Source organism: Pseudomonas japonica, from assembly GCF_013522925.1.
Lineage (GTDB): Bacteria > Pseudomonadota > Gammaproteobacteria > Pseudomonadales > Pseudomonadaceae > Aquipseudomonas > Aquipseudomonas japonica_A.
The window spans coordinates 33,782-56,847 of record NZ_JAAMQU010000003.1 but is presented as its reverse complement, the minus strand read 5'-3'; the positions used below and the strand labels follow the sequence as shown (position 1 = coordinate 56,847).

The window sequence follows — 23,066 nt, the reverse complement described above, 5'->3', positions numbered from 1 at the left end:
CCATGACCGTGCGCACCTTCGACCCCCAGCTTCCTGGCAGCTTGCCGACCGACGCCAGCGGCTTGCGCTACTGGCGTAGCCTGGACGCCCTGGTGGACTCACCCGAAGCACTGGCGCGGCTGGAAGCCGAGTTCCCCGAGGCGGCGACACCCGAGGGCATGGACCGCCGGCGCTTCCTGCAACTGATGGGCGCTTCGCTGGCATTGGGCGGGCTGGCGGCCTGCGGGCCGGCGCCAGACACGGCCGTGCCTTATGTGTTCCAGCCGGAAACGATCGTCCCCGGCGTACCGCGCTGGTACGCGACGTCAGTGTGCCTGGGCGGCTACGCACAACCGGTGCTGGGCCGTACCCACGTGGGCCGGCCCACAAAGCTGGAGGGTAACCCTGACCATCCCGCCAGCCTGGGCCGCTGCGATGCCTTCACTCAGGCGGCGATCTTGCGCTTGTACGACCCCGACCGCGCCCCGGCACCGCGCAACAAGGGCCAGGAAAGCAGCTGGCAAGCCTTTGCCTTGCACCAGCAATCAGTGCTGCCGACCCTGGACGCCCAACACGGCGAAGGTTTTCATGTACTGATCAGCGGCAACACCTCGCCCACCCTCGCGCGCCAGCTGGAAGCGCTCAAGGCGCGCTGGCCGAACATGCGAACTTATCGGCACGAGCCCTACGAAGGTCTGCGTTACGAAGCGGCGCAGGCAGCCTTTGGCCGCCCGCTTGAAACCCGCTTGCACCTGGAGGCCGCCGAATGGGTGGTTGCCTTCGACGATGACCTGCTCGGCCCCGGCCCGTGGCAAACCGCCCATGGCGTGGGCTGGGGCCAACGGCGTGCCGCCGCAGCTGGCGGTAACGGCGAGGCCCGGCTGGTGGTACTGGAACCGGGAAGCAGCCTGACCGGCGCCAATGCCACCGAGCGCAAGCGCATCGCCCCCGGCGAACAACGGGCTTATGTGCAGGCATTGGCGGCAGCCTTGGGCGAAACACCCGCTGGCGCCCCGTTGAATGCTGAAGATCAGCAGTGGGTGCAGCGCCTCGCCGATGGCCTGACGGCGCGCCAGGGCCGTTGCCTGATCACCGCGGGCGGCTATGCTCCCATCGATGTGCAAGCGGCGGTGCACCGGTTGAACGCTCGGCTCGGCAACGTGGGCCGTACCCTTAGCTATACCGCGCCAATACCCTTGCTGAGCCTGGCAGCCGCGCCGATGGAAAACCTCCCCGCGCTGGCCCAGGCCATCCGTGACGGGCAAGTGCAAACGCTGCTGGTACTGGACAGCAACCCCGCCTTCAATGCCCCGGGCGAGCTGGACTTCGCGACCCTCATGGAAAAGGTGCCGCTGCGCCTGTGCGCCAGCCTGTATTACGACGAGACCGCTGCCCTGTGCCATTGGCACCTGCCCCTGAGCGACGCGCTGGACAACTGGAGCGACGCCCGCGCGGTGGACGGCAGCCTGTGCATCCAGCAGCCGCTGGTATCGCCTTTCTACAGTGGCAAGGCTTTGGCCGAAATCCTTCCGCTGTTCGCAGGAGAAGCGAGCGCCGACGCGCTCGCCGAAGTACGCAAAACCCACGCCGCGCTCAACAACGACGCCTGGCGCAAGGCGTTGGAGCTGGGCTTCGTGCAGGGCAGTGCATTACCGGCCATTGAAGCCGAAGCCGCCCCCCTGCGCTTGCAAGCCGACCCACCGGCCCAAGGCCTGCAGGTGATCATGCGCCCCGACCCGACCGTATGGGATGGTCGCTTTGCCAACCTGGGCTGGCTGCAGGAATTGCCCAAGCCGATCAGCCAACTTACCTGGGCCAACGTGGTCGCCATGGCGCCCGCGCTCGCCAGCGAACGGGGCCTGGCCAATGGCGACCACGTGACGGTAGCCATAGCGGGCAAGTCCGTCACCGGCCCGGTGTGGATCATGCCCGGCCAGCACGAACATACGCTGGTGTTGTATGCCGGCCACGGCCGCCACCGCGCAGGCAAGGTTGCCGACGGCGTGGGCTTTTCCATCACCCCGCTACAAACGGCCTTGTCGCCATTCCAGCGCGACAGTGCCGAGTTGACAGCGGTAGGTGAGCACCAGCGCCTGGCCAGCACCCAGTTGCAGCACGACATGGGCCCCACTGACTTGATCCGCCAGTTCACCCGTGACGAACTGGCCCACCCGCCGGCCACGCCTGAGCCGCAACCGTCGCTGTACCCGCCGATCCCCGCCAGCGACACCCGCTGGGGCATGCTGATCGACCTCGACCAGTGCATTGGCTGCAATGCCTGCGTGGTCGCGTGCCAGGCGGAGAACAACATTCCCGTGGTAGGGGTGGACGAAGTGCTCAAGGGCCGGCAGATGCACTGGCTGCGGGTGGACCATTACTACGAAGGCGCGCCCGAAGCACCCGCTTCGCACTTTTTGCCAGTGCCGTGCATGCACTGTGACCAGGCGCCCTGCGAGGCCGGTTGCCCGGTGAACGCCACGGTACATGGTACCGGTGGGCTGAACGAGATGGTCTACAACCGCTGCATCGGCACGCGTACCTGTTCATCGTTCTGCCCTTACAAAGTGCGCCGCTTCAACTGGCTGGACTGGACCGCCGACGACAGTGCTTCGGTCAAGGCCCAGCGCAACCCCAACGTAACGGTGCGGGCCCGTGGGGTGATGGAAAAATGCACCTACTGCGTGCAGCGCATCAGTGAGGCGCGGATCACCGCGCGCAAGGAAGGCCGCGCCGTGGCTGACGGCGAAGTGGTCACCGCGTGCCAACAAACCTGCCCCACCCAGGCCATTACCTTTGGCAACCTGGCCGACAGCGGCAGCCGCGTAAGCCAGGGCAGAAACTCGGTGCGCCACTACGGGCTGCTCGAAGAACTGAATACCCGGCCCAAGACCACCTACCTCGGGGAAATCAACGATACCCCTGCAGCGGAGGACAGCTGATGGCCGATACCCCGCACTTCCTGCCCCTGGACATGCCTGCGGGTGCGGTGACCGCGCAGGTGATGGACATTCCGTTGCAGTTCACGCAACGCCGCCGCTGGTGGATGCTGCTCGGCGCCTGCTCCACCTTGCTGGGCATATTCGTGATCGCGGTGATTGTGCTGTTCACCCGCGGGGTGGGTGTGTGGGGCAGCAACACGCCGGTGAATTGGGCGTTCGACATCCTCAACTATATCTGGTGGCTGGGGATCGGCCATGCAGGCACGTTCATCTCGGCGCTTCTGCTGTTGATGGAGCGGCCGTGGCGCAACTCCCTCAACCGCCTGGCCGAATTGATGACCCTGATGGCAGTGTGCTGCGCCGGGCTGTACCCGATCATGCACCTGGGGCGGCCGCAGTACTTCTACTGGATCGCGCCCTACCCCAGCACCCTTGGCCTGTGGCCTCAATTCAAAAGCCCCACCGCCTGGGACTTCTTCGCCGTGCTCAGTTATTTGCTGGTGTCGGTGCTGTTCCTCTACATCGGCGCCATACCGGATTTCGCCGCCGCCCGCGACCGCGCCAAGGGCCGCGGCCAGCAGGTGGTCTACGGCATTCTGGCCATGGGCTGGCGCAATGCCGCCACCCACTGGCGCTACTGGCACCAGGCGTATCGGGTGATTGCCTTGCTGGCGGTGCCGCTGGTGTTCTCGGTTTCCAGCGGCTACTCGTTCCTGCTCAATCTGGGGCTGGCAGCGGGTTGGCACTCCACCGTGTTCCCACCCTATTTCGTGGCCGGCGCGGTGTTCTCCGGCTTTGCCCTGGTAGCGCTGCTGGCCTGCGGCGTGCGCCGTTTGCTGTTGCTGGACAACCTCATTACTACACGCCACCTGGACATGCTCGGTCGGCTGATCCTGGCCACCGGCTGGCTCACCGCCTACGGCTACCTGGCGGATATCTTCATGGCGTTCTACTCCGGCGAGGCCCAGGAACGCGTGGTGACCCTGGCACGCATGGTCGGCCCCACCGCATGGAGCTTCTGGCTGGCGATTTTCTGCAACGTGGTGGTTCTGCAAGCCCTGTGGTGGCCCTGGGTACGCCGCCACGCCGGCTGGCTCAGCCTGATCGCGCTCGCGGTGCTGGTGGGAATGTGGTGCGAGCGCTACATGTTGCTGGTAACGCCGCAAACCCGGGACTTCATGCCCTCGGCCTGGAGTGATGCCTACAGCCCCACCTTCTGGGAAGTGGCGCTGTTCATCGGCACGTTCGGGGTGTTCGGCGTGCCGTTCTGCCTGTTCCTGCGTTTCGTGCCCATGGTGTCGGCCTTCGAAGTGAAGCAGGCGCTGCACCGTAGCCGGGAGGGCGCATGAAGACCGAGCCTACCCCCTACGGCCTGCTGGCCGAATTCCACAGTGCCGAGGCTTTGATCGATGCTTGCGAAAGCGCGCGGGCAGCGGGGTATCGGCGGCTGGAAGCCTTCAGCCCCTTCCCGCTGGAAGAACTGGACGCGCCGCTGGGGCTGAGCGACCGCCGGGTACAGGCGTTCGCCATCGTCGGCGGGGTCCTGGGCGCGGCGTGCGGCTTTGGCCTGCAGGTGTATGCCAACCTGGACTACCCCCTGAACATCGGTGCCCGGCCATTGATTGCGCTGCCGGCTTTCATGGTGATTACCTTCCTGCTGGCCGTGCTGTTCGCCTGCCTTGCCACGGTGCTTGGCCTGTTCATGCTGTGCCGGTTGCCGCGGTTGCACCACCCGCTGTTCGATGCCAGCGCCTTCGCCGGTGCTTCCGACGACCGCTTCCTGCTGTGCCTGCTGGCCGACGACGTCCACTTCCACCTGGCCGATACCCGCGCCTGGCTCGCCGAGCGGGCCGAGTCGGTCACGGAGGTGTGGCAATGAACGCGCTGCTGCGAACCGGCATCGTATTGGCCGTTCTGGTAGGCATGGCCGGGTGCGACAACCTCGAGCGCCAGCGCAAGTCCCGGGACCAGGCTGCCAGTGACTTCTTCCCCAACGGCCAGGTGCAGCAGGTACCACCACGCGGCACCATCGCCCGCGGGGATGGCGCCCGCCAGCAAACCCTGGCTACTCGCCCGGCCATGACCGCCGAACTGCTGCAACGGGGCCAGGACCGCTATCAGGTGTACTGCACGCCCTGCCACGGGCTGGCCGGCGACGGCCATGGCACCGTGGTAGCGCGTGGCTTCCCCGCCCCGCCCGACTTCACCGAGCCCCGGCTGCTGGCGATGCCCGACGGTTACTTCGTCAACGTGATCACCAATGGCTACGGGCAGATGTACAGCTACGCCGCACGGGTAGCACCGGCCGATCGCTGGGCCATCGCCGCGTATATCCGCGCGTTGCAATTGAGCCGCCACGCGCCAGCTGGGCAGCTCTCGGCCGAAGATCGCCAGGCCTTGGGGGCAGCGCCATGAACCGCACACCCTTGCTGGCACTGCTCGGCGTGATCGCCGTGCTCGTGGTGGGCGCCTTCTTCGATGTCCGCGGGGTGCTGGGCGCCGGGTTGAGCGCTGCGGTCACCAGCGTGACCCTGGCGCTGGGTTGCCTGCTGTGGCGCCTGCTGATGCCGTTGATTCGGGGCGAGTGGCGAACCACCCTCACCCCCAGCCTGGCGATCGGTATGGCCAGCTTGCCCTGGGCATTGCTTGGCCTGCTGGTGCTGGTGCCGGCCGCGTGGCTGTTGTACCCCTGGAGCCAGGCGGGGGCCGAGGGCTTTCGAGGCTTCTGGTTGCACCCGTTGAGCTTTGTAGCGCGGGTGCTGATTTATGCCGGGCTGTGGTGGTGGCTGGCCAGCTGGGTGAGTCGCGGCGTGGGCGAAGCGCGGGCGGGGCTGGGCCTGATCGTGCTGGTGCTGAGTCTATCCGCAGCGGGCATCGACTGGCTGATGAGCCTGGATACCGAACTGGCGTCGACCATCTTCGGCTTGTTCTTCGTACTACGGGCGGTGCTGATGGGCCTCGCCTGGGCTGGGCTCACCAGCGGCCCGCATAGCCAGCGGCTGCTGCGGGGGCTGCTGGTGGGTGCTTGCATCTTCTGGGTGTACCTGCAGTTCATGCAGTACCTGATTGTGTGGGCCGGCAACCTCCCGCGGGAAATTCACTGGTACCTGGAGCGCACGGCCCACGGTTGGGGCGCGGTTGGCGGGCTGCTGGCACTCACCCAGGCGATCCTGCCGCTGGTGCTGCTTACCCTACCGTGGGGCAAGCGGCCGCGGGCGCTGCGCTGGGCCAGCGGCCTCACGCTGTTCAGCGGCTTTGTGGAAAGCGCCTGGCTGGGCCTGCCCTCGGTCGGGCTGGCGCCTTCGGTGTGGCTGCCGCTGGCCTGGCTGGCCTGGGCCGGGGCAATCGCTTCGCTCACCTTATGGAGGCGCCGTCATGAAGCATGATCAGCCCGGGGTAGAGCCTGATGCCATTTCGGTGCGCGGCATTCTGTGGACCGCCGCGGGCTTGCTGGTCATGTTGCTGGTCAGTGCCACGGTGATCGCCGTGATCATGCATTACTACCCGGTGATCTATCAGCGCAACCAGCCTCCCCTCACACAGGTTGAACAGCAACGCGCACCGCCGCCCAAGCCAAACCTGGAAGTGAACAGCCCGGCCGAGGGCGAGCATGTCGTTACTGCCGGCCGGGAAAAACTGCAAGGCTACGGCTGGGTGCCCGGGCAGCCCGGCGTGGCCCATATCCCTATTTCCCGCGCCATGGAAATGCTCGGCCAACAGGGTTGGCCAGCACAAAAGCCGGGCGGTGCGCCATGATTCGCCAAGCGCTGTGGCTATGCATCCTTTTGCTTGCGCCGGGGCTGGCCGGTGCTGTGGAGGGCAAGCTCGTGTCGCCGTTTGCCGCCGCAGGCATCGATGACCACCTGGGCAAGCACCTACCGCTGGATGCGCCCTTCACCGACCAGCACGGCGCGGCCGTTACCCTGCGCCAATACAGCGGCAAGCGGCCAATGGTGGTAGTGCCGGTGTACTTCACCTGCCCTAACGTATGCTCGGCGCAACTGGCAAACCTGTTCATGCTGCTGGCCGCGCTGGATTACCGGCCCGGGCAGGATTACGAGTTGGTGGCATTCAGCTTCAAGCCGGAAGAAACACCTGCCGATGCCGTCGCCCAGCTCAATGCCCTCGCCCGCCGTTGGCCCGAACTGGCGAACAACCCGGCCGTGCATTTCCTGGTAGGCCCCGAAGCCTCAAGCGCAGGGCTGGCCCAGGCCATGGGCTTCCGTTATCGGCTGGACCCACAGGTCGGCGAATACGCGCACACCTCCGCCATCGCCGCCGTCACCGCAGACGGCACCCTCGCCCGCTGGCTGTACGGGCTGGGCTATCAGGCCAGCGACCTGCGCCTTGCCCTGACCGAAGCGGGCCAGGGGAAGGTAGGCAGCCTGGGCGATCAGCTGCTGTTGCTGTGCTTCCACTACGACCCCCGCACTGGCGCCTACGACAACCTTGTGATCAAGGCGCTTCAGGTTGGCGGTGTGCTCACCTCGCTGCTACTGGGCGGGGGCATTGCCATCGCGGTAATGCGTGAACGCAGGAGGGCGACCGGGTGAACGGATTCTTCGCACACATGTGGCCGATGGCCGGCTCCGCCTACGCCAGCCGGGTGGATTGGATGGTGATGACGTTCACCGGCGTGATGCTGTTGTTCGTGGTGCCGGTGGTGGTGTGCCTCGTTGTGTTCACCTGGCGCTACCGCGAAGGGCGCGAGGCCGTGCGCGACAGCACCGCCATCGGCAACCACAAGCTGGAGATCGCCTGGATCGTGATCCCGTTCATTGCGGCCATGATCCTCTTCGGCCTGTCGGCGCGGCTGTTCTTCGAAGCGCGCACACCGCCGGTGGATGCGCTGGAAATACAGCTCACCGGCAAGCAATGGATGTGGAAATTCCAGCACGCCAGCGGCCAGCGCGAGCTGAACGCGCTGCACGTGCCGGCGGGGCGGCCGATCAAGCTGAACATGATTTCCGAGGACGTAATTCACAGCTTCTACATCCCGGTGATGCGGGTTAAGCAGGACGTGCTCCCGGGCCGTTACACGCAGATGTGGTTCCAGGCCGACCAGCCGGGCACCTATCAGGTGTACTGCGCGGAATTCTGCGGCACCGACCACTCCGCCATGCTGGCCAAGCTGGTGGTGCAAACGCCGGCCGATTACACCCGTTGGCTAGGGGTGGCCGATGCGCCCGGCAGCCTGGCCGAACAAGGCGAGGCGCTGTACCAGCAAATGGGCTGCAGCGGATGCCACGGGCCGTCGGCGGCAGTGCATGCGCCCAAGCTCGAAGGCTTGTATGGCCGGCCGGTGCCGCTGGCCGACGGCAGTGTGGTCACCGCCGACGCCAGTTACCTGAGGGACTCGATCCTGCTGCCGCAAAAGCAGGTAGCCGCCGGCTATGCGCCGATCATGCCCACCTACAGCAACGTACTGGACGAGGACGCCGTAGTGCGCCTGGTCGCCTACATTCAATCCCTTGGTAACACGGAGCCGCCTCGATGAACGCCCACACCCCGGTGCCCAGCTATCTCGAGGCCGGCCACAGCCTGCGCTCCTGGCTATTGACCACGGACCACAAGCGCATCGGCGTGCTGTACATGCTGGCCGTGACGTTCTTCTTCTTCATTGGCGGGCTGGCTGCGGGGGTGATCCGGGTAGAGCTGCTTACGCCAGAGGGGGATGTGCTGTCCTCCGACGGCTACAACCGCGCCTTCACCCTGCACGGGGTGATCATGGTGTGGTTCTTTCTCATCCCGTCGATTCCGTCGGTGCTGGGCAATTTTCTGGTGCCGCTGATGATCGGGGCCAAGGACATGGCGCTGCCGCGGATGAACCTGGCCAGCTGGTACCTGCTCATGGGCGGTGGGTTGTTCACCCTGTTCGCCCTGCTGGCGGGTGGCGTCGATACCGGCTGGACCTTCTACACGCCGCTGTCCACGATGTTCAGCAACGGCCATGTGGTAGCGGTGATCGTTGGCGTGTTCGTGACGGGCTTTTCCTCGATCTTCACCGGCATCAACATCGTGGTGACGGTGCACACCATGCGCGCGCCGGGCATGACCTGGTTCCGCCTGCCGCTGTTCATCTGGGCGTTGTATGCCACCTCGGTGATCCTGATTCTAGCGACGCCGGTGCTGGCCATTACCCTGGTGCTGATCGCCGCCGAGCACCTGTTCAAGATCGGCATCTTCGACCCCGCCCTGGGCGGCGACCCCTTGCTGTTCCAGCACCTGTTCTGGTTCTACAGCCACCCGGCGGTGTACATCATGCTGCTGCCTGGCATGGGCGTGGTGAACGAACTGATCACCGCGGCGGCGCACAAACGGGTGTTCGGCTACGGCTTTATCGCGTTTTCCAGCATCGCCATCGCCATTCTGGGGTTCATGGTGTGGGGCCATCACATGTTCGTGGCCGGGCAGTCGATGTACGCCAGCCTGCTGTTCTCGTTGCTGAGCTTTCTCATCGCCATCCCCTCGGCCATCAAGGTGTACAACTGGACGGCGACCCTCTACAAAAGCCGGCTGGCGATCACCGCGCACTTTCTCTATGGCTGCACCTTTATCGCGCTGTTCCTGCTGGGGGGCTGTGCCGGGCTGTTCGTAGCGCTGCTGGCGGCGGACTTGCACGTGCATGACACTTACTTTGTGGTGGCGCACTTCCACTACATCATGGTGGGCGCGGCGGTGTCGGCGTTCTTTGGCGGGCTGCACTTCTGGTGGCCGAAGATCACTGGGCGCATGTACCCCGAAACCCTGGGCAAGCTGGCGGCGATCCTGATTTTCCTGGGGTTCAACCTCACCTTCCTGCCGCAGTTCATATTGGGCTACGACGGCATGCCGCGCCGGTATCACCATTACCTGCCCGAATACCAGGTGCTCAACGTGCTCTCCACCGCAGGTGCTGGGGTGCTGGCAGTGGCCTACATGTTGCCCTTCTGTTACCTGCTGTGGTCGTGGTACCGGGGGCCCATTGCCCCGGCCAACCCATGGGGCGCCGCCGGGCTGGAATGGAAGGTAGCGTCACCGCCGCCGGAGCATAATTTCGAGCACATCCCCACCGTGGACTTCGAAGCCTACGATTACCCGCCGGAGGCCACCCATGGCCGGGATTGAACGGGCCGTTACCGAGCAGTTCGTCAGCGAAGAACAACGCCGCGAGGCGGTGCATCAGGGCATGTGGTTGTTCCTGGCCACTGAAACCATGATGTTCGGCGTGTTGCTGTTCGCCGCCACCTACTTCCGCCTCGCGCACCCGGCCGCCATTGCCGAGGCGGTAGAGCACTTCCACTACCTGCTCGCCGGGGTGAACAGCGCGTTGCTGCTCACCAGCAGCCTGACCGTTACCCTCGCTTTGTACGCCGCCCGCGCCGCCAATCGCCGCAGCGTGCAGAACTGGCTGCTGTTGGCCAGCGCGCTGGCTGCGGCGTTTCTGGTATTGAAGGGCTTCGAGTACCACAGCGAATTCGAAGAAAAACTGCTGCCGGGCCAGGCCGACAATCCCTTGCAGGCGCCGGCGGCGAAGATGTTCGTAGGGCTGTACCTGGTGATCACCGGCGTGCATGCCCTGCACGTGACGGTGGCAATCCTCTTCGCCCTGGGCATCTACTGGCGGCTACAGGTCGGCCGGCTGCGCATGCCCGAACGCTACCTGGTGCTGGAAACCTTCGCCCTGTACTGGCACGTGGTCGACATCATCTGGATCTTCGTGTACCCCACCCTTTACCTGATAGGGAGGCCTGCATGACCCTGCCTCGCTTGCTCCTCGCCTACGCCGCCGGCATGGCGCTGCTGGGCATTACCATCGCCATCGCCATCTCCCCCCTGCCTCTGCGCCCGGTCTGGATGTTCGCCTGCGCCACCCTCGAAGCCGTCTTGGTGCTCGGCTGTTTCATCGAACTGCAACGCAGCAGCCCACTGGTACAGGTGTTCGCGCTGGGGACGGTGTTTTTCTTCCTGATCCTGTTCGGGATGACGCTGATGGACCTGTGGAAGCGGATGGGGGGTGGGTAGGCGAAGCAAAGCGCTTCCAGCGCTCCTGGATCTGCCTCTCGGCATAACCTGAAACTTTCGGCCCTTCCGGGCCGGTCGCGGCCAAGGCATGCTGCTACAGGCTCGGGCCACGGTTGTAGCAGCACGGCCGCCCAAGGTGGCTTGACCCTGGCGTTCCCTACCCGGAAAATGGCCGCTGATTTCCACGCTCAAGGCGCCTCGGCGGGAGCGAATTTTCAATACCAGGAGGCTAAATGATCAATGTATCCATAGCTCTCGTCAGAGAAAGCAACAAACGACTCTCTTCCGGCAGAACGAGCGCACCTACACGCTCAGCCCGGTTGTCCAAGGAGATGATCAATGGGATGTTGAAGCGGGCTTATGAACGCCTGTCGCAGTGACTGGGGACGCGGCGCTTTTGCGCGAAGCCAGCCAAGACTCAGCGAGTAATGCTTCCCCGTCTCCCTGCCCTGACGATACCCTGCACTGCGCGGGCTTCGACGTCTTCAGCAAGCTGGTAGCCAGCGACGACGACTTTCTTGGGCTGATCGCTTACTCCCTATACAAGCGACACAAGATCGAATGGATCCGTCTTCATCCTGAGCAAAGCACACTTACCTTCAAACAGATTGCCTGCACGCCGCTCCAGTTGGGCATGTACCGCGACCAGGCGGAGCAATTTGCGAAGAATTTTATCGAAGAGTCCCTGGATCAGCTCGGCGCAGAGATGAAGGAAGCGATCACCACCAGCGTGGTTGTGGAAAGGATCGATAGCCTGAAGCCCGCTTCTGGCGGTCAATCGGCAACCATGCGCTAAGCGGAGTAGCTTCGGTTGCCGTCGCCTTGGCGCTGTTCGGCTTCATGACGCTGTATGCAAGTTATCAAGAGAGTGGCGGTTTGGAAGGCCGCATCAAGGAGATGAGCACGCAGGCCGAAGCTGCTCCACGCCAACCCGGAGCGTAGCAACGGGCATGGGCCGGGCAGCAAACGCTACCACCCCCCACCCAACGCCGCCACCAGCTGCACACTGGTCACCAGTTGCGTGCTCACCAGGCTGAGCAGGCTTTGCTGTTCGCTAAGCAGCGTGGCTTGGGTGGTGGCGACGTCTAGGTAGTCGATTTTGCCGGCTTCGTACTGGTCGGCGGTCACCCGGGCGGATTCGGCGGCGGCTTGGGCAGCGCGGGTGCGGGCGGCGAGTTCGGGGGCCTGAGTGCGTAGCTGTACGAGGTAATCCTCCACTTCGCCGATGCCGGTGAGCACGGTTTGTCGGTAGCTGGCAACCTGAGCGTCGTAGGCGGCGCGGGCCTGGTCGACACTGGCGCGGGTGGCGCCGAAGTCCAGCACAGTGCCGGTCAAGGACGGCCCGATGGACCAGAACCGCGTAGGTGCGTTGATCAGAGTCGCCAGGCTGGAGGCTTGATACCCGCCACTGGCGCTGAGGGTGAGGTCCGGGTAATACGCTGCGGTGGCCACGCCGATGGCTGCGTTGGCAGCCGCCACGTTGCGCTCGGCGGCGGCGATGTCGGGGCGGCGTTCCAGCAGCTGGCTGGGCACCCCTACAGGCACGGCCGGTACCTTCCACGCCCAGGCATCGGGCCCGCTGGAGGGTAAGGCTGCCAGGCTGAACTCGGCCGGCGCCTTGCCAATGAGCAAGGCAATGGCGTGCTCGTATTGGGCCCGCTGCCACTGGTAATCGAGCAGCGTGGCGCGGGCGCTTTCCAGCTGGGTCTGGGCCTGGGCCAGGTCGGCGCGGGAGGAAATCTGCTCTTCGTACTTGTTGCTGATCACCTTCAGGTAACGCTCATATGCGTTCACGGTATCCCGGTAGAGGTCCAGTTGCTGATCCAGCAGGCGCAGCTTGAAGTAGTCCTGGGCTAGCTCCGATTGTGCGCTCAAGGTGGCAGCGGCAAGGTCGGCGGCGCTAGCCTGGGCGCTGGCGCGATCCTCCTCCACCGTGCGGCGCAACTTACCCCACAGGTCCAGTTCCCAGCTAGCGCTCAAGGTGGCGGAGTGGGTGTTGCTGGCGCCGCCCTGGCTGGTGGAATAGGCGCTGGAGGAACTGGTGGCCGTTTCGCTGCGGGCGCTGTCCAGGGTGGCGCTTACCGATGGCAACAGGTCCGCCTTCGACGCGCGGGTCAATGCCAGCGCCTGGCGGTATTGGGCTTCGTACTGGGCCACGGTCTGGTTGCTCAGCGCTACCTGGTCCATCAGCGCATCGAGCGTGGCATCGCCGTAGATCGTCCACCAGCGGCCTTTGGCCTGGTCGTCCTTCGGTGCGGCGGCCGTCCAGCCCGCGGCCTCCTTGAACACCACTGGCGCCACGGTCGCCGGGCGTTGGTAGTCAGGGCCCACCATGCAGCCGCCGAGCACGGCCAGCAATAACAGGGAGGGGACGAAACGCAAAGCGGCAGGCAACTTCATAGCGAACTCTCGGGGGCAAGACGGCGAACACGGGTATTCCACAGGCGGCGCGTGGCGCGGCTCAGGTGGTCGAAATAGAGGTACAGCACGGGCGTGGTGAACAAAGTCAATAGCTGGCTGAGCGCAAGCCCACCGCAGATCGCCAACCCCAGCGGGCGACGCAGGTCCGCATCACCGCCGCTGGCCAGGGCCATGGGCAAGGCGCCGAAGAACGCCGCCAGCGACGTCATCAGGATGGGCCGCAAGCGCTGCCGGCAGGCTTCGAGAATCGCTTGCTCCGGGCTCATCCGCTGTTGCCTTTCGGCGATCAGCGCGAAGTCGATCAGCATGATCGCGTTCTTTTTCACGATACCGATCAGCAGCAGGATGCCGATCAGCGCGATCACCGTGAGCTGGGTGCCGGTGATCTGCAACAACAGCAAGGCGCCCAGCCCCGCTGACGGCAGGGTGGAGAGGATGGTGAGCGGGTGGATGTAACTCTCGTACAGCACGCCCAGCACGATGTACACCGCCACCAGCGCGGCAAGGATCAGCCACGGCATGCTGCTGGCGAGCGAGGCACTGGCGGCAGCGGTCCCGGAATAGCTGCCGTGCACCGTGGCGGGTAAGTTGATGCCTTGCAGCGCGACCTTCACCGCGGCCTGGGCGGCTTCCAGGGTAACGCCGTCCGCCAGGTTGAACGCCACCGTGCTGGTGGCCGACTGCCCGGCGTGGGCCACAGACAGGGGCGCCTCGGCGCTGCTGAAGTGGGCGATGGCCGAGAGCGGCACCTGGGCCCCGCTGTCAGTGACCAGGTACAGCTGGCGAAGCACCTCCGGGTCCTGGTTGTAGCGGGCAGCCACGTCCATGATCACGTAGTACTGGTTGAGCGTTCGGTACACAGTTGCCACGTTGGCCTGGCTGAACGCATTGCCCAGGAAGGTATCCACGTCGTCCACGTTCACGCCCAGGCGCGTGGCGGCGGCACGGTCGATGGTCAGCATCACTTCCTGGCCACCGGTCTGGGCGTCCGAGTCCACCGAGGTGAGCTGTGGCAGCTGGCGCAGGGCTTGCTCCACTTTGGGGGTCCACTCGCGCAACACGGCGAGGTCGTCGGCTTGCAGGCTGAACTGGTAGGTCGCGTTGGCGCTGCGCCCGCCGATGTGCAGGTCTTCAAGGGGCATGGCGAAGATCTGGATGCCGGCGTGCTTGCTGTAGGTGGCGCTCAGGCGGTTGGCAATCTGCTGGGCCGTGGCGTGGCGCTGGTCGAAGTCTTTCAGGCGAATGAACAGCTGGGCAGTGTTGCGCGAGCCGAAGCCGCCGCTGCCCGTGGACGCCATCACCGCCGCCACGTCCGGGTCCTTGGCCATGGCTTGGGAGATTTCCAGAATGTACGGCTTGAGCGCCTGGTAGGAGATGTTCTGGTCTGCCCGGATCGCCCCCATCAGAACGCCGGTGTCCTGACTGGGGAAAAAGCCCTTGGGCACCACGGTGTAGAGGTAAACGTTCAGCGCCAAGGTCAGCAGCAGGCTGAACACAGCAAGCAGCCGATGGCGCATTACCCAGGCGAGGGCCTCCAGATACAGCGCCTGAAGGTCGTCCAGCACGCCTTCGATCCAGCGGTACAGGCGGGGTACCGGCCGGCGCGGGTCCGCCGGGCGCAGCAGGGCCACACACAGTACCGGCGTGATGCTCAACGACACCACCATGGAAATGCCCAGCGCGATGCTGAGCGTGACCGCGAACTCACGAAACAGCCGGCCGACGATGCCGCCCATCAGTAGCAGCGGAATGAACACGGCTACCAGCGACATCGTCATCGACAGCACGGTAAAGCCTACTTCCTTGGTGCCTTGCAAGGCCGCGCGCAGCGGGCGCATGCCCCGCTCCTGCCAGGTGGCGATGTTTTCCAGCACCACGATGGCGTCATCCACCACAAAGCCTGTAGCGATGATCAAGGCCATCAGCGACAGGTTGTCCAGGCTGTAACCCAGCACATACATGGCCGCGCAGGTACCTACCAGCGACACCGGCAGCGCCACGGCCGGGATCAGCGTGGCGCGCAGGTTACGCAGAAAAACGAACACCACGGCCACCACCAGCAGCACGGCCAGTAGCAGGGTTTTTTCGGTGTCGCGCAGGGAGGCACGAATGGTGGGCGAACGGTCGATCACCTTCACTAACTGCACGTCGCCGGGGAGCATCGCTTGCAGTTGCGGCATCAGCGCGCTCACCGCGTCGATGGTTTCCAGCATGTTGGCGCCGGCCGAACGGGTAACTCCAAGCGTTACCGAAGGCTGGCCGTTGTAGTAGCCGCTCACGTAAACATCCTCCACGGCGTCGTACACATTGGCCACGTCCTTGAGGTGCACGGCCGCGCCGTCGTTGTAGCCCACGATCAGGTCACGGTAGTCGGCGGCGGTCTCCAGTTGCTGGTTGCTTTCAATGGCCCAGCTTTGGTCGCTCATCTGCAAGGCGCCCAGCGGCTTGTTGCGGGTAGCGTTGCCGATGGCGGTGCTCACGCTGCTCAAGCTGATGCCGGCGTGGCTGAGCTGCTGCGGCTGCACGTCTACCCGCACCGCGGGCAGCGAGCCACCGCGCACTGATACCTGGCCCACGCCCTGCACCTGGGCGATTTTCTGTTGCAACAGGCTGGAGGCAAGGTCGTACAGCTGGCCGGCGTCGCGGCTGGCGGAGGTCAGCGCCAGCATGACCACCGGGCCATCGGAGGGGTTGGCCTTGTGGTAGGTGGGCAGGGATTTCATCGCGCTGGGCAACAGGCTGCGCGCGGCGTTTATCGCAGCCTGCACGTCGCGGGCGGCGCCGTTGATGTCCCGGTCAAGATCGAACTGCAGAATGATGTTGGTGGACCCCTGGCTGCTGGTGGACGTCATTTCCGTTACCCCGGCGATTTGCCCGAGGGTGCGCTCCAGTGGCGTGGCAACGGTGGCAGCCATGGTTTCGGGGCTGGCGCCGGCAAGGCTCGCTTCCACCATCACCGTGGGGAAATCCACCTGGGGCAGCGGCGCCACCGGCAGCAGGCTGTAACCCAGCGCGCCGAGCAGCAGCAACGCCAGGGTCAGCAGCACTGTGGCCACAGGCCGGGCGATGAACACACGGCTCAGGTTCATGCCGGGCTCCGCGCGCTCAGGCGACGTTGCAGGCGCTCAGCCAGGCGGTCGAAGGCCAGATAGATCACCGGCGTGGTGAACAACGTGAGCAACTGGCTCAACAACAGCCCGCCCACGATCACCAGGCCCAGCGGCCGGCGCAACTCCGCGCCGGCACCGGTGGCGAGCATCAGCGGTACCGCGCCCAACAGCGCCGCCATAGTGGTCATCAGGATCGGCCGCAAGCGCAGCAGGCAGGCACGGTGGATCGCGTCCTGCGCTGAAAGCCCGTCTGCCCTGCCCTGCAAGGCGAAGTCCACCATCATGATGGCGTTCTTTTTCACGATGCCGATCAGCAGGATCACGCCGATCAGAGCAATCAGCGAGAAATCACTGCCGCTGAGCAACAGCGCCAGCAACGCACCGATCGCCGCCGAGGGCAGCGTGGACAGGATGGTCAGCGGGTGAATGTAGCTTTCGTACAGCACGCCCAGCACGATGTACATGGTGAGCAACGCGGCCAGGATCAGCCACAGGGTGTTGGCCGACGCCTGCTGGAACGAGGCCGCCGCGCCCTGGTAGCGCAGGGTTACCGAGCTGGGGGCGTCCACTTGTTGCATGGCCGCGTCCACGGCCTTTTGCGCATCTTCCAGGGCATAGCCGTCGGCAATGTTGAACGACACGGTCACCGCCGGGAACTGCCCCAGCCGGTTCAGGGAGAGTGCGCCGGTGCGCTGGCTGATCCGGGCGATGGTGCTCAGGCGTACCAGGCCCGTGGCAGTGGTGGTACTCGTGGTGCTGGAACTGGAGCTTGTAGTAGTCGCGGACGTAACGGTCGAGCTGGTGCTGGTGCTGGTGTTACTCGCCGGCGCCAGGTAAATCTGCTCGAACGCCGCCATCGACTGCTGGAACTTGCCCGGCACTTGCAACACCACGCGGTACTGATTGGCCTGGGTGAAAATGGTGGAAATCAGCCGCTGGCCAAACGCGTTGTACAGCGCCGTGTCCACGTCCGCAGCGGTAATGCCGTAACGCGCGGCGGCCTGGCGGTCCAGGTCCACGTAGGCGGTAAGGCCCTGGTCCTGCAGGTTGTCGATCACGTCGCGCAGTTCCGGCCGCTGCTGCAAGCTGGCCATCAACGTGGGCAACAACGCGGCGAGGCGGCTGCTGTCGGCGTCATCCAGGGTGAACTGGTACTGGCTGGGGGTGAGCTGGTCATCCACGCTCAGGTCCTGGGCGGCGACCATGTTCAGGCTGATGCCGGCCACGGCCTTGCTCGCCGCGTTCAGCCGCTCGATTACAACGCTCGCGCGGTCGTCACGCGCATCGAACGGCTTGAGCTGGATCTGCAAGCGCCCGTTGTTCAGGGTGGCATTGGTGCCGTCCACCCCCAGCGTGGACGAAACGGAGGCCACGGCCGCGTCTTGCAACACCACCTGCACCAACGCAGCCTGGCGGCGCGCCATTTCATTGAATGACACGTCCTGCGAGGCACGGCTGAAGCCTTGGATCAGCCCGGTGTCCTGCGCCGGGAAGAACCCTTTGGGTACCACCAGGTACAGCATCGCCGTGAGCACGAACGTGCCGAGCGCTACCAGCAACGTGATCCGCTGGTGCGCCAGCACCCAGCCCAGGCCACGGTCATAGGCGGCAGTAAGGCGGGTGAACTGGTGTTCACTCCAGCGGGCGAAGCGGTTTTGCTCCTGGGGCGCCACATGCTTGAGCAGGTAGGCGCACAGCATCGGCGTGAGGGTAAGGGAGATCACCATGGACACCAGAATGGACACTGCCAGGGTGATGGCGAACTCGCGGAACAGCCGCCCGACCACATCGCCCATGAACAGCAGCGGGATGAGCACAGCCACCAGCGAAAAGGTGAGCGAGATGATGGTAAAGCCGATCTCGCCCGAACCCTTTAGCGCGGCCTCCATGGGGCTGTCGCCTTCCTCCAGATGCCGTGAGATGTTCTCCACCACCACGATGGCGTCGTCGATCACAAAGCCGGTGGCGATGGTCAGCGCCATCAGGCTGAGGTTATTGAGGCTGAACCCGGCCAGGTACATCACGCCGAAGGTGCCCACCAGCGACAACGGCACCGCCGCGCTGGGAATAAGCGTGGCGGTAAGGTTGCCCAGGAACACGAAGGTCACCATCACCACCAGGGCGATGGACAGCGCCAGCTCGAACTGCACGTCATGAATGGACGCGCGGATGGTTTGGGTGCGGTCGGCCAGCACCTCGAGTTTCACGCTTTCAGGCAAGGCCTGGCGCAGGGCCGGCAGCTGCGCCTCGATCGCATCCACCACCTGGATCACGTTGGCGCCGGGCTGGCGCTGCACGTTGATCACGATGGCCGGCTGGCCATTGGCGGTCGCCGAGAGGTAGGCATTTTCGCTGCCGTCCTCGGTGGTGGCGACGTCGCGCAGGTACAGCGCCGCGCCGTTCTCGTACTTGAGTACCAGCGCGCCGTACTGCCCGGCGTCACGCAGCTGGTCGTTGGCGTCGATGGTGATTGAATGGTCCGGGCCATCGAAGCCGCCTTTGGAGCCGTTCACATTGGCGTTGTTGATGGTGTCGTACACGTCCTCGAGCGTCAGGCCGTGGGCGGCCAGCGCAGCGGGGTCGGCGTTGATCCGCACTGCGGGCTGGTTGCCCCCGGCCAGGCTCACCAGCCCTACGCCGTTGATCTGCGAGAGCTTCAATGCCACGCGAGTGTTGATCAGGTCCTGCACCTGGGTCAGCGGCAGGCTGTCGGAGGTGGCGGCCAGGGTGATCACTGCCGTGTCGGCAGGGTTCACCTTTTTATAGGTCGGGGGGTTGGGCAGGTCCGAGGGCAGCAGGCTGTCGGCGGCGTTGATCGCGGCCTGCACTTCCTGTTCGGCTTCATCCAACGATAGCGTAAGCGCGAACTTGAGGGTGATCACCGAGGCCCCGGCGGAGCTGGTCGAATACATCTGCGACAGCCCGGCCATCTGCCCCAGCTGGCGCTCCAGCGGCGCGGTGACGGAAGTGGCCAGCACCGTCGCGCTGGCGCCGGGGTACAGCGCGGTCACTTCGATGGTGGGGTATTCCACTTCCGGCAACGCCGAGGTGGACAGCAGCCGATAGGCGAACAGGCCGGCGAACAGTACTGCCATCATCAGCAGCACCGTGGCGACCGGGCGCTGGATAAACAGGCGGGACGGGTTCATTGCGCCGCCCCGCCGCTGGCGACCTCGGTGGGTTGCTCTACTGTCACCTTGATGCCATCGCGCAGGTGGTCGATGCCGCGGGTAACCACGCGCTCATCGGCCTGCATGCCAGTGAGGATCGCGGTGCGGTCATCCACCACCGGGCCGGTGGTCACGCTGCGCCGCTCGATGCTGCCGTCGGCCTTCACCACATAGATGAAGTTGCCGCTGGCGCCCAACTGCACCGCTGCCGACGGCACCGTGACCGCCTTGGCCAGCACGTCGGTTTGCACCTTCACGTTTACGAACTGGTTGGGGAACAGCGCATCGTTGGGGTTGGCAAACTGCGCCTTGAGCTTGATGCTGCCCGTGGCCGTGTCGATCTCGTTGCTGATGAACTTCAACTCGCCGCTGGCAATTTCGGAGTTCTGTTGCGCGTCCAGTGCCTGAACTGGGAGCTTTTCGCCCTTGCGCAGTTTGGGCAGCAGCGTTGCCAGTTGCGCCTGGGGCAGGCTGAACGTCACTGCGATGGGGTCGGTCTGGGTCACGGTCACGATGCCGGTGGTATCACTGGCATGCACCATGTTGCCGGGGTCCACCAGGCGCAGGCCCACGTAGCCATCGATGGGCGAAACGATGCGGGCGTATTCCAGGTTCAGCCGGGCGGCGGCGATCTGCGCCTGATCAGCCTGCACGGTGCCCCGGTACTGGCCGACGGTAGCCGTTTGGGTGTCCAGGTCCTGGCGGGCGAGCGAATCCTTATCGAACAGCCGCTGATAGCGGGCCAAAGTAAGCTGCGCGCTCTTGAGCAGGGCCCGGTTTTCGGCGAGTTCGCCCTGGTACTGGTCCAGCGTGGCCTGGTAGGCGCGGGGGTCGATCTGCGCCAGCAACTGGCCTTTTTTCACCTTCTGGCCTTCGCTGAAATACACCGCCTGCAGTTGCCCATCCACACGGCTGGTGACCGTAACCGAGGCGTTGGCGATCACCGTACCCAGCGCCTGCTGGTATACGGGCACGTCCTGCTGGCGGGCCTGGCCGACCGCCACGGTCACGCCGCCCCCCATCGCCGCGCCCGGCGCACCCATGAGTGGCTTGGCCCCTGCACCGGGCGCACCGCCACCGCCATGCCCCTGCGTGAACGAATGCCACACGCCAAGGGCGGCGAACGCCACGGCCAACACGGCCGCTACGGCGAAGAGGGTGCGAAGGGTGCGCCTGGAATGCTGGGCCATCTGTTGCTCACTGCTGATCGAATACGGGCAGATGATGGCGTGCAAATGTGCAGGGAAAATGGAGTTTGTCGGCATGGGTTGATTAGCCCGCTGGCAGGGGCCTAAATAGCCGGGCCATTCACCGTATGTATCTGCCATGAAACTCAGCATTTCCAGCAAACTCTTCCTTGCCGTGTTCGCCAGCGTGCTGCTGGTGATCATCAGCATGGGCATGGCCAGCAACTGGAGCTTCGGCCGTGGCTTTCTTGGCTACCTCAATGAGCTGGCGATGCAGCGGGTGAGCTCGCTGGTGCCGCGCATGACCGACGCTTACCAACGCGAAGGCAGTTGGGAGTTTTTGCACAACCATCCACAGCGGTGGTTCGATCTGCTGCGCCCGGAGCCACCGCAAAGCTACGAAGAGCACGAACTACGGCTGCCGCCTGCATCAGACCTCACTGGCACAGTATTCCGTATCGCCTTGCTCGATGAACGGCACCAGCGCGTGGCGGGCTACCAGGCCATTGCCGCCGACGCCTTGCTGCAACCGGTGGAGGTGGGCGGGCGCACCGTTGGCTGGCTGGCCGTATCGCCTTTCCAGAGCGTGAGCGAAGCTGGGGGTGAACGTTTCCAGCAGTACCAGCTGCGCACCAGCCTGGCCATGGGCGCCGTGTCCCTTCTGCTGGCGATGCTGATTGCGCTATGGATTTCCCGCGTGCTGCTGGCGCCGATCAAGCGCGTGGCCGCCGCCACCCACCGCCTCGCTGCTGGCGATTACAACAGCCGGGTGGCGGTCGCGGCCCAGGACGAAGTGGGGCAGCTGGCGCGGGACTTCAATCACCTGGCGCACACCTTGGAACGCAACGAGCAGGTACGCCGCGAATTCATGGCCGATGTGTCCCACGAACTTCGCACGCCGCTGTCCATCCTGCGGGGCGAGCTGGAAGCCATCGAAGACGGCGTGCGTACCCTGGACCACAATTCGGTAAAAAGCCTGCAGGGCGAAGTGCGCATGCTGAGCAAACTGGTGGACGACCTCTACGAACTGTCCCTGGCGGACGTTGGCGCCCTGGCCTACCGCAAGCTGCCTTGTGACCTGGCCGAGCTGCTCGCCGATTGCGTCACCAGCTTCCAGGAGCGTTACGCTGAACATGGCCTGACCATGGAGCTGGCAATCCACAGCGACCCCTTGCCCGTGCAGGCGGATGATCGTCGCCTGCGCCAGCTGTTCCATAACCTGCTGGAAAACACCTTGCGCTACACCGACCGCGGTGGCGAATTGCGGCTGAGCGCGCGCAGGGAGCAGAACACCGTGCGGGTGGATTTCCTCGACTCTGCGCCCGGTGTGGATGCGGCTCAGCTGGAGCGACTGTTCGAGCGGTTCTACCGCGCCGAGGGTTCACGCAGCCGGGCCAGCGGTGGTGCCGGCCTTGGCTTGGCGATCTGCAGCAGCATCGCCCAGGCCCACGGCGGTAGCCTCACCGCCGCCCATTCACCCCGCGGCGGGCTTTGGCTCACTCTGCGCCTGCCACTGGAGGGCTGAGCGATGGATCACCCTGTGCTGGTTGTTGAAGACGAACCCAAGCTGGCTGCGCTGTTGCGCGACTACCTGCAGGCCGCAGGCTACCCGGTGCAATGCGTTGCCAACGGGCTGGAGGTGGTAGCGGCGGTACAGGTGTACCAGCCGTGCCTGGTGCTGCTGGACTTGATGTTACCCGGGCGCGATGGGCTTGAAGTGTGCCGTGAGGTACGTTCCTTCAGCGCTGTGCCCATCATCATGCTCACCGCCCGCATGGAGGAAAGCGATCGCCTGCAGGGCCTGGACCTGGGCGCGGACGATTACATCTGCAAACCCTTCAGCCCGCGCGAGGTGGTGGCCCGGGTCAAGGCGGTATTGCGCCGGGCCCCTGCCCAGTCGAACAACGACGCCGTGGCCAGGCTGGTGATCGACCATAGCGCCCACACCGCAACGTTCGACGGCGTGCTGCTTGACCTCACCCGTGTGGAGCTGCGCCTGCTGGACACCCTGGCCAGCGCCCCTGGCCGAGTATTTTCCCGCGATCAACTGCTAGACCGCCTCTACCCCGACCGCCGTATCGTCACCGACCGCACGGTGGACAGCCACGTACGCAACCTGCGCCGCAAACTGGCCCAGGCCAGCGCTGTGGACGATCCGATCCAGTCGCTGTACGGCGTGGGGTACAAGTGGCAGTTGTGACGTTGTGGGGGCTGGGGGGGGTGGCCATTCCCGCAGGCGGAGCTCGCGAATGAGGT

18 protein-coding genes are annotated in these 23,066 nt (G+C 65.0%); 14 read left to right on the top strand and 4 right to left on the bottom strand.

Going from position 1 to position 23,066, the window contains the following annotated elements; all coding sequences use genetic code 11:
• Positions 1 to 2: 2 nt before the first annotated feature.
• The 12 genes from G7016_RS05395 to G7016_RS05340 all read left to right on the top strand — a co-directional run bounded on the left by G7016_RS05395 (position 3) and on the right by G7016_RS05340 (position 11,718).
• The gene (locus tag G7016_RS05395; RefSeq protein WP_181111820.1) at positions 3 to 2,918 is read left to right on the top strand and encodes a TAT-variant-translocated molybdopterin oxidoreductase; all 2,916 of its coding nucleotides are present in this window, start codon (positions 3 to 5) and stop codon (positions 2,916 to 2,918) included.
• Positions 2,918 to 4,267 carry an NrfD/PsrC family molybdoenzyme membrane anchor subunit gene (nrfD, locus tag G7016_RS05390; RefSeq protein WP_181111819.1) on the top strand — a complete coding sequence of 450 codons (1,350 nt, stop codon included), beginning with the start codon at positions 2,918 to 2,920 and terminating at the stop codon, positions 4,265 to 4,267. Before G7016_RS05395 ends, nrfD begins: the two co-directional genes overlap by 1 nt.
• The gene (locus G7016_RS05385; RefSeq protein ID WP_181111818.1) at positions 4,264 to 4,797 is read left to right on the top strand and encodes a DUF3341 domain-containing protein; all 534 of its coding nucleotides are present in this window, start codon (positions 4,264 to 4,266) and stop codon (positions 4,795 to 4,797) included. The genes nrfD and G7016_RS05385 overlap by 4 nt, the downstream gene beginning before the upstream one ends.
• Complete coding sequence (locus G7016_RS05380) at positions 4,794 to 5,333, top strand: c-type cytochrome (RefSeq protein WP_181111817.1); 540 nt, start codon at positions 4,794 to 4,796, stop codon at positions 5,331 to 5,333. The genes G7016_RS05385 and G7016_RS05380 overlap by 4 nt, the downstream gene beginning before the upstream one ends.
• Positions 5,330 to 6,304: a hypothetical protein gene (locus tag G7016_RS05375; protein ID WP_181111816.1), complete on the top strand. Its 975-nt coding sequence runs from the start codon at positions 5,330 to 5,332 to the stop codon at positions 6,302 to 6,304. The genes G7016_RS05380 and G7016_RS05375 overlap by 4 nt, the downstream gene beginning before the upstream one ends.
• Positions 6,294 to 6,674 carry a hypothetical protein gene (locus G7016_RS05370; protein ID WP_181111815.1) on the top strand — a complete coding sequence of 127 codons (381 nt, stop codon included), beginning with the start codon at positions 6,294 to 6,296 and terminating at the stop codon, positions 6,672 to 6,674. The genes G7016_RS05375 and G7016_RS05370 overlap by 11 nt, the downstream gene beginning before the upstream one ends.
• Entirely contained in the window at positions 6,671 to 7,471 is an 801-nt protein-coding gene (locus G7016_RS05365; protein WP_181111814.1) for an SCO family protein, read from the top strand. Before G7016_RS05370 ends, G7016_RS05365 begins: the two co-directional genes overlap by 4 nt.
• Complete coding sequence (gene coxB, locus G7016_RS05360; RefSeq protein WP_308812134.1) at positions 7,468 to 8,415, top strand: cytochrome c oxidase subunit II; 948 nt, start codon at positions 7,468 to 7,470, stop codon at positions 8,413 to 8,415. The genes G7016_RS05365 and coxB overlap by 4 nt, the downstream gene beginning before the upstream one ends.
• Positions 8,412 to 10,025 carry a cytochrome c oxidase subunit I gene (locus G7016_RS05355; RefSeq protein ID WP_181111813.1) on the top strand — a complete coding sequence of 538 codons (1,614 nt, stop codon included), beginning with the start codon at positions 8,412 to 8,414 and terminating at the stop codon, positions 10,023 to 10,025. Before coxB ends, G7016_RS05355 begins: the two co-directional genes overlap by 4 nt.
• Entirely contained in the window at positions 10,012 to 10,656 is a 645-nt protein-coding gene (locus tag G7016_RS05350) for a cytochrome c oxidase subunit 3 (protein WP_181111812.1), read from the top strand. The genes G7016_RS05355 and G7016_RS05350 overlap by 14 nt, the downstream gene beginning before the upstream one ends.
• The gene (locus tag G7016_RS05345; RefSeq protein ID WP_181111811.1) at positions 10,653 to 10,922 is read left to right on the top strand and encodes a hypothetical protein; all 270 of its coding nucleotides are present in this window, start codon (positions 10,653 to 10,655) and stop codon (positions 10,920 to 10,922) included. The genes G7016_RS05350 and G7016_RS05345 overlap by 4 nt, the downstream gene beginning before the upstream one ends.
• 397 nt (positions 10,923 to 11,319) lie before the next feature.
• A complete protein-coding gene (locus G7016_RS05340) occupies positions 11,320 to 11,718 on the top strand; it encodes a hypothetical protein (RefSeq protein ID WP_181111810.1) in 399 nt (132 codons plus the stop codon).
• 173 nt (positions 11,719 to 11,891) lie between these two features.
• On the opposite strand, the gene G7016_RS05335 is transcribed toward G7016_RS05340, so the two are convergent.
• Genes G7016_RS05335 through G7016_RS05320 form a run of 4 tightly spaced genes read right to left on the bottom strand, consistent with a single transcriptional unit; the run spans position 11,892 to position 20,888 of the window.
• Entirely contained in the window at positions 11,892 to 13,322 is a 1,431-nt protein-coding gene (locus tag G7016_RS05335) for an efflux transporter outer membrane subunit (RefSeq protein ID WP_181111809.1), read from the bottom strand.
• Entirely contained in the window at positions 13,319 to 16,432 is a 3,114-nt protein-coding gene (locus tag G7016_RS05330; RefSeq protein WP_181111808.1) for an efflux RND transporter permease subunit, read from the bottom strand. Before G7016_RS05330 ends, G7016_RS05335 begins: the two co-directional genes overlap by 4 nt.
• A complete protein-coding gene (locus tag G7016_RS05325) occupies positions 16,429 to 19,602 on the bottom strand; it encodes an efflux RND transporter permease subunit (protein WP_181111807.1) in 3,174 nt (1,057 codons plus the stop codon). The genes G7016_RS05330 and G7016_RS05325 overlap by 4 nt, the downstream gene beginning before the upstream one ends.
• Complete coding sequence (locus G7016_RS05320) at positions 19,599 to 20,888, bottom strand: MdtA/MuxA family multidrug efflux RND transporter periplasmic adaptor subunit (protein ID WP_258195080.1); 1,290 nt, start codon at positions 20,886 to 20,888, stop codon at positions 19,599 to 19,601. Before G7016_RS05320 ends, G7016_RS05325 begins: the two co-directional genes overlap by 4 nt.
• Positions 20,889 to 20,949: 61 nt before the next feature.
• On the opposite strand from G7016_RS05320, the gene baeS reads away from it, so the two are divergent.
• Positions 20,950 to 22,335, top strand: a complete 1,386-nt coding sequence (baeS, locus tag G7016_RS05315; RefSeq protein WP_181111806.1) for a sensor histidine kinase efflux regulator BaeS — start codon at positions 20,950 to 20,952, stop codon at positions 22,333 to 22,335.
• 3 nt (positions 22,336 to 22,338) lie between these two features.
• Positions 22,339 to 23,010, top strand: a complete 672-nt coding sequence (locus tag G7016_RS05310; RefSeq protein ID WP_181111805.1) for a response regulator — start codon at positions 22,339 to 22,341, stop codon at positions 23,008 to 23,010.
• The last annotated feature ends 56 nt before the right edge of the window (positions 23,011 to 23,066 follow it).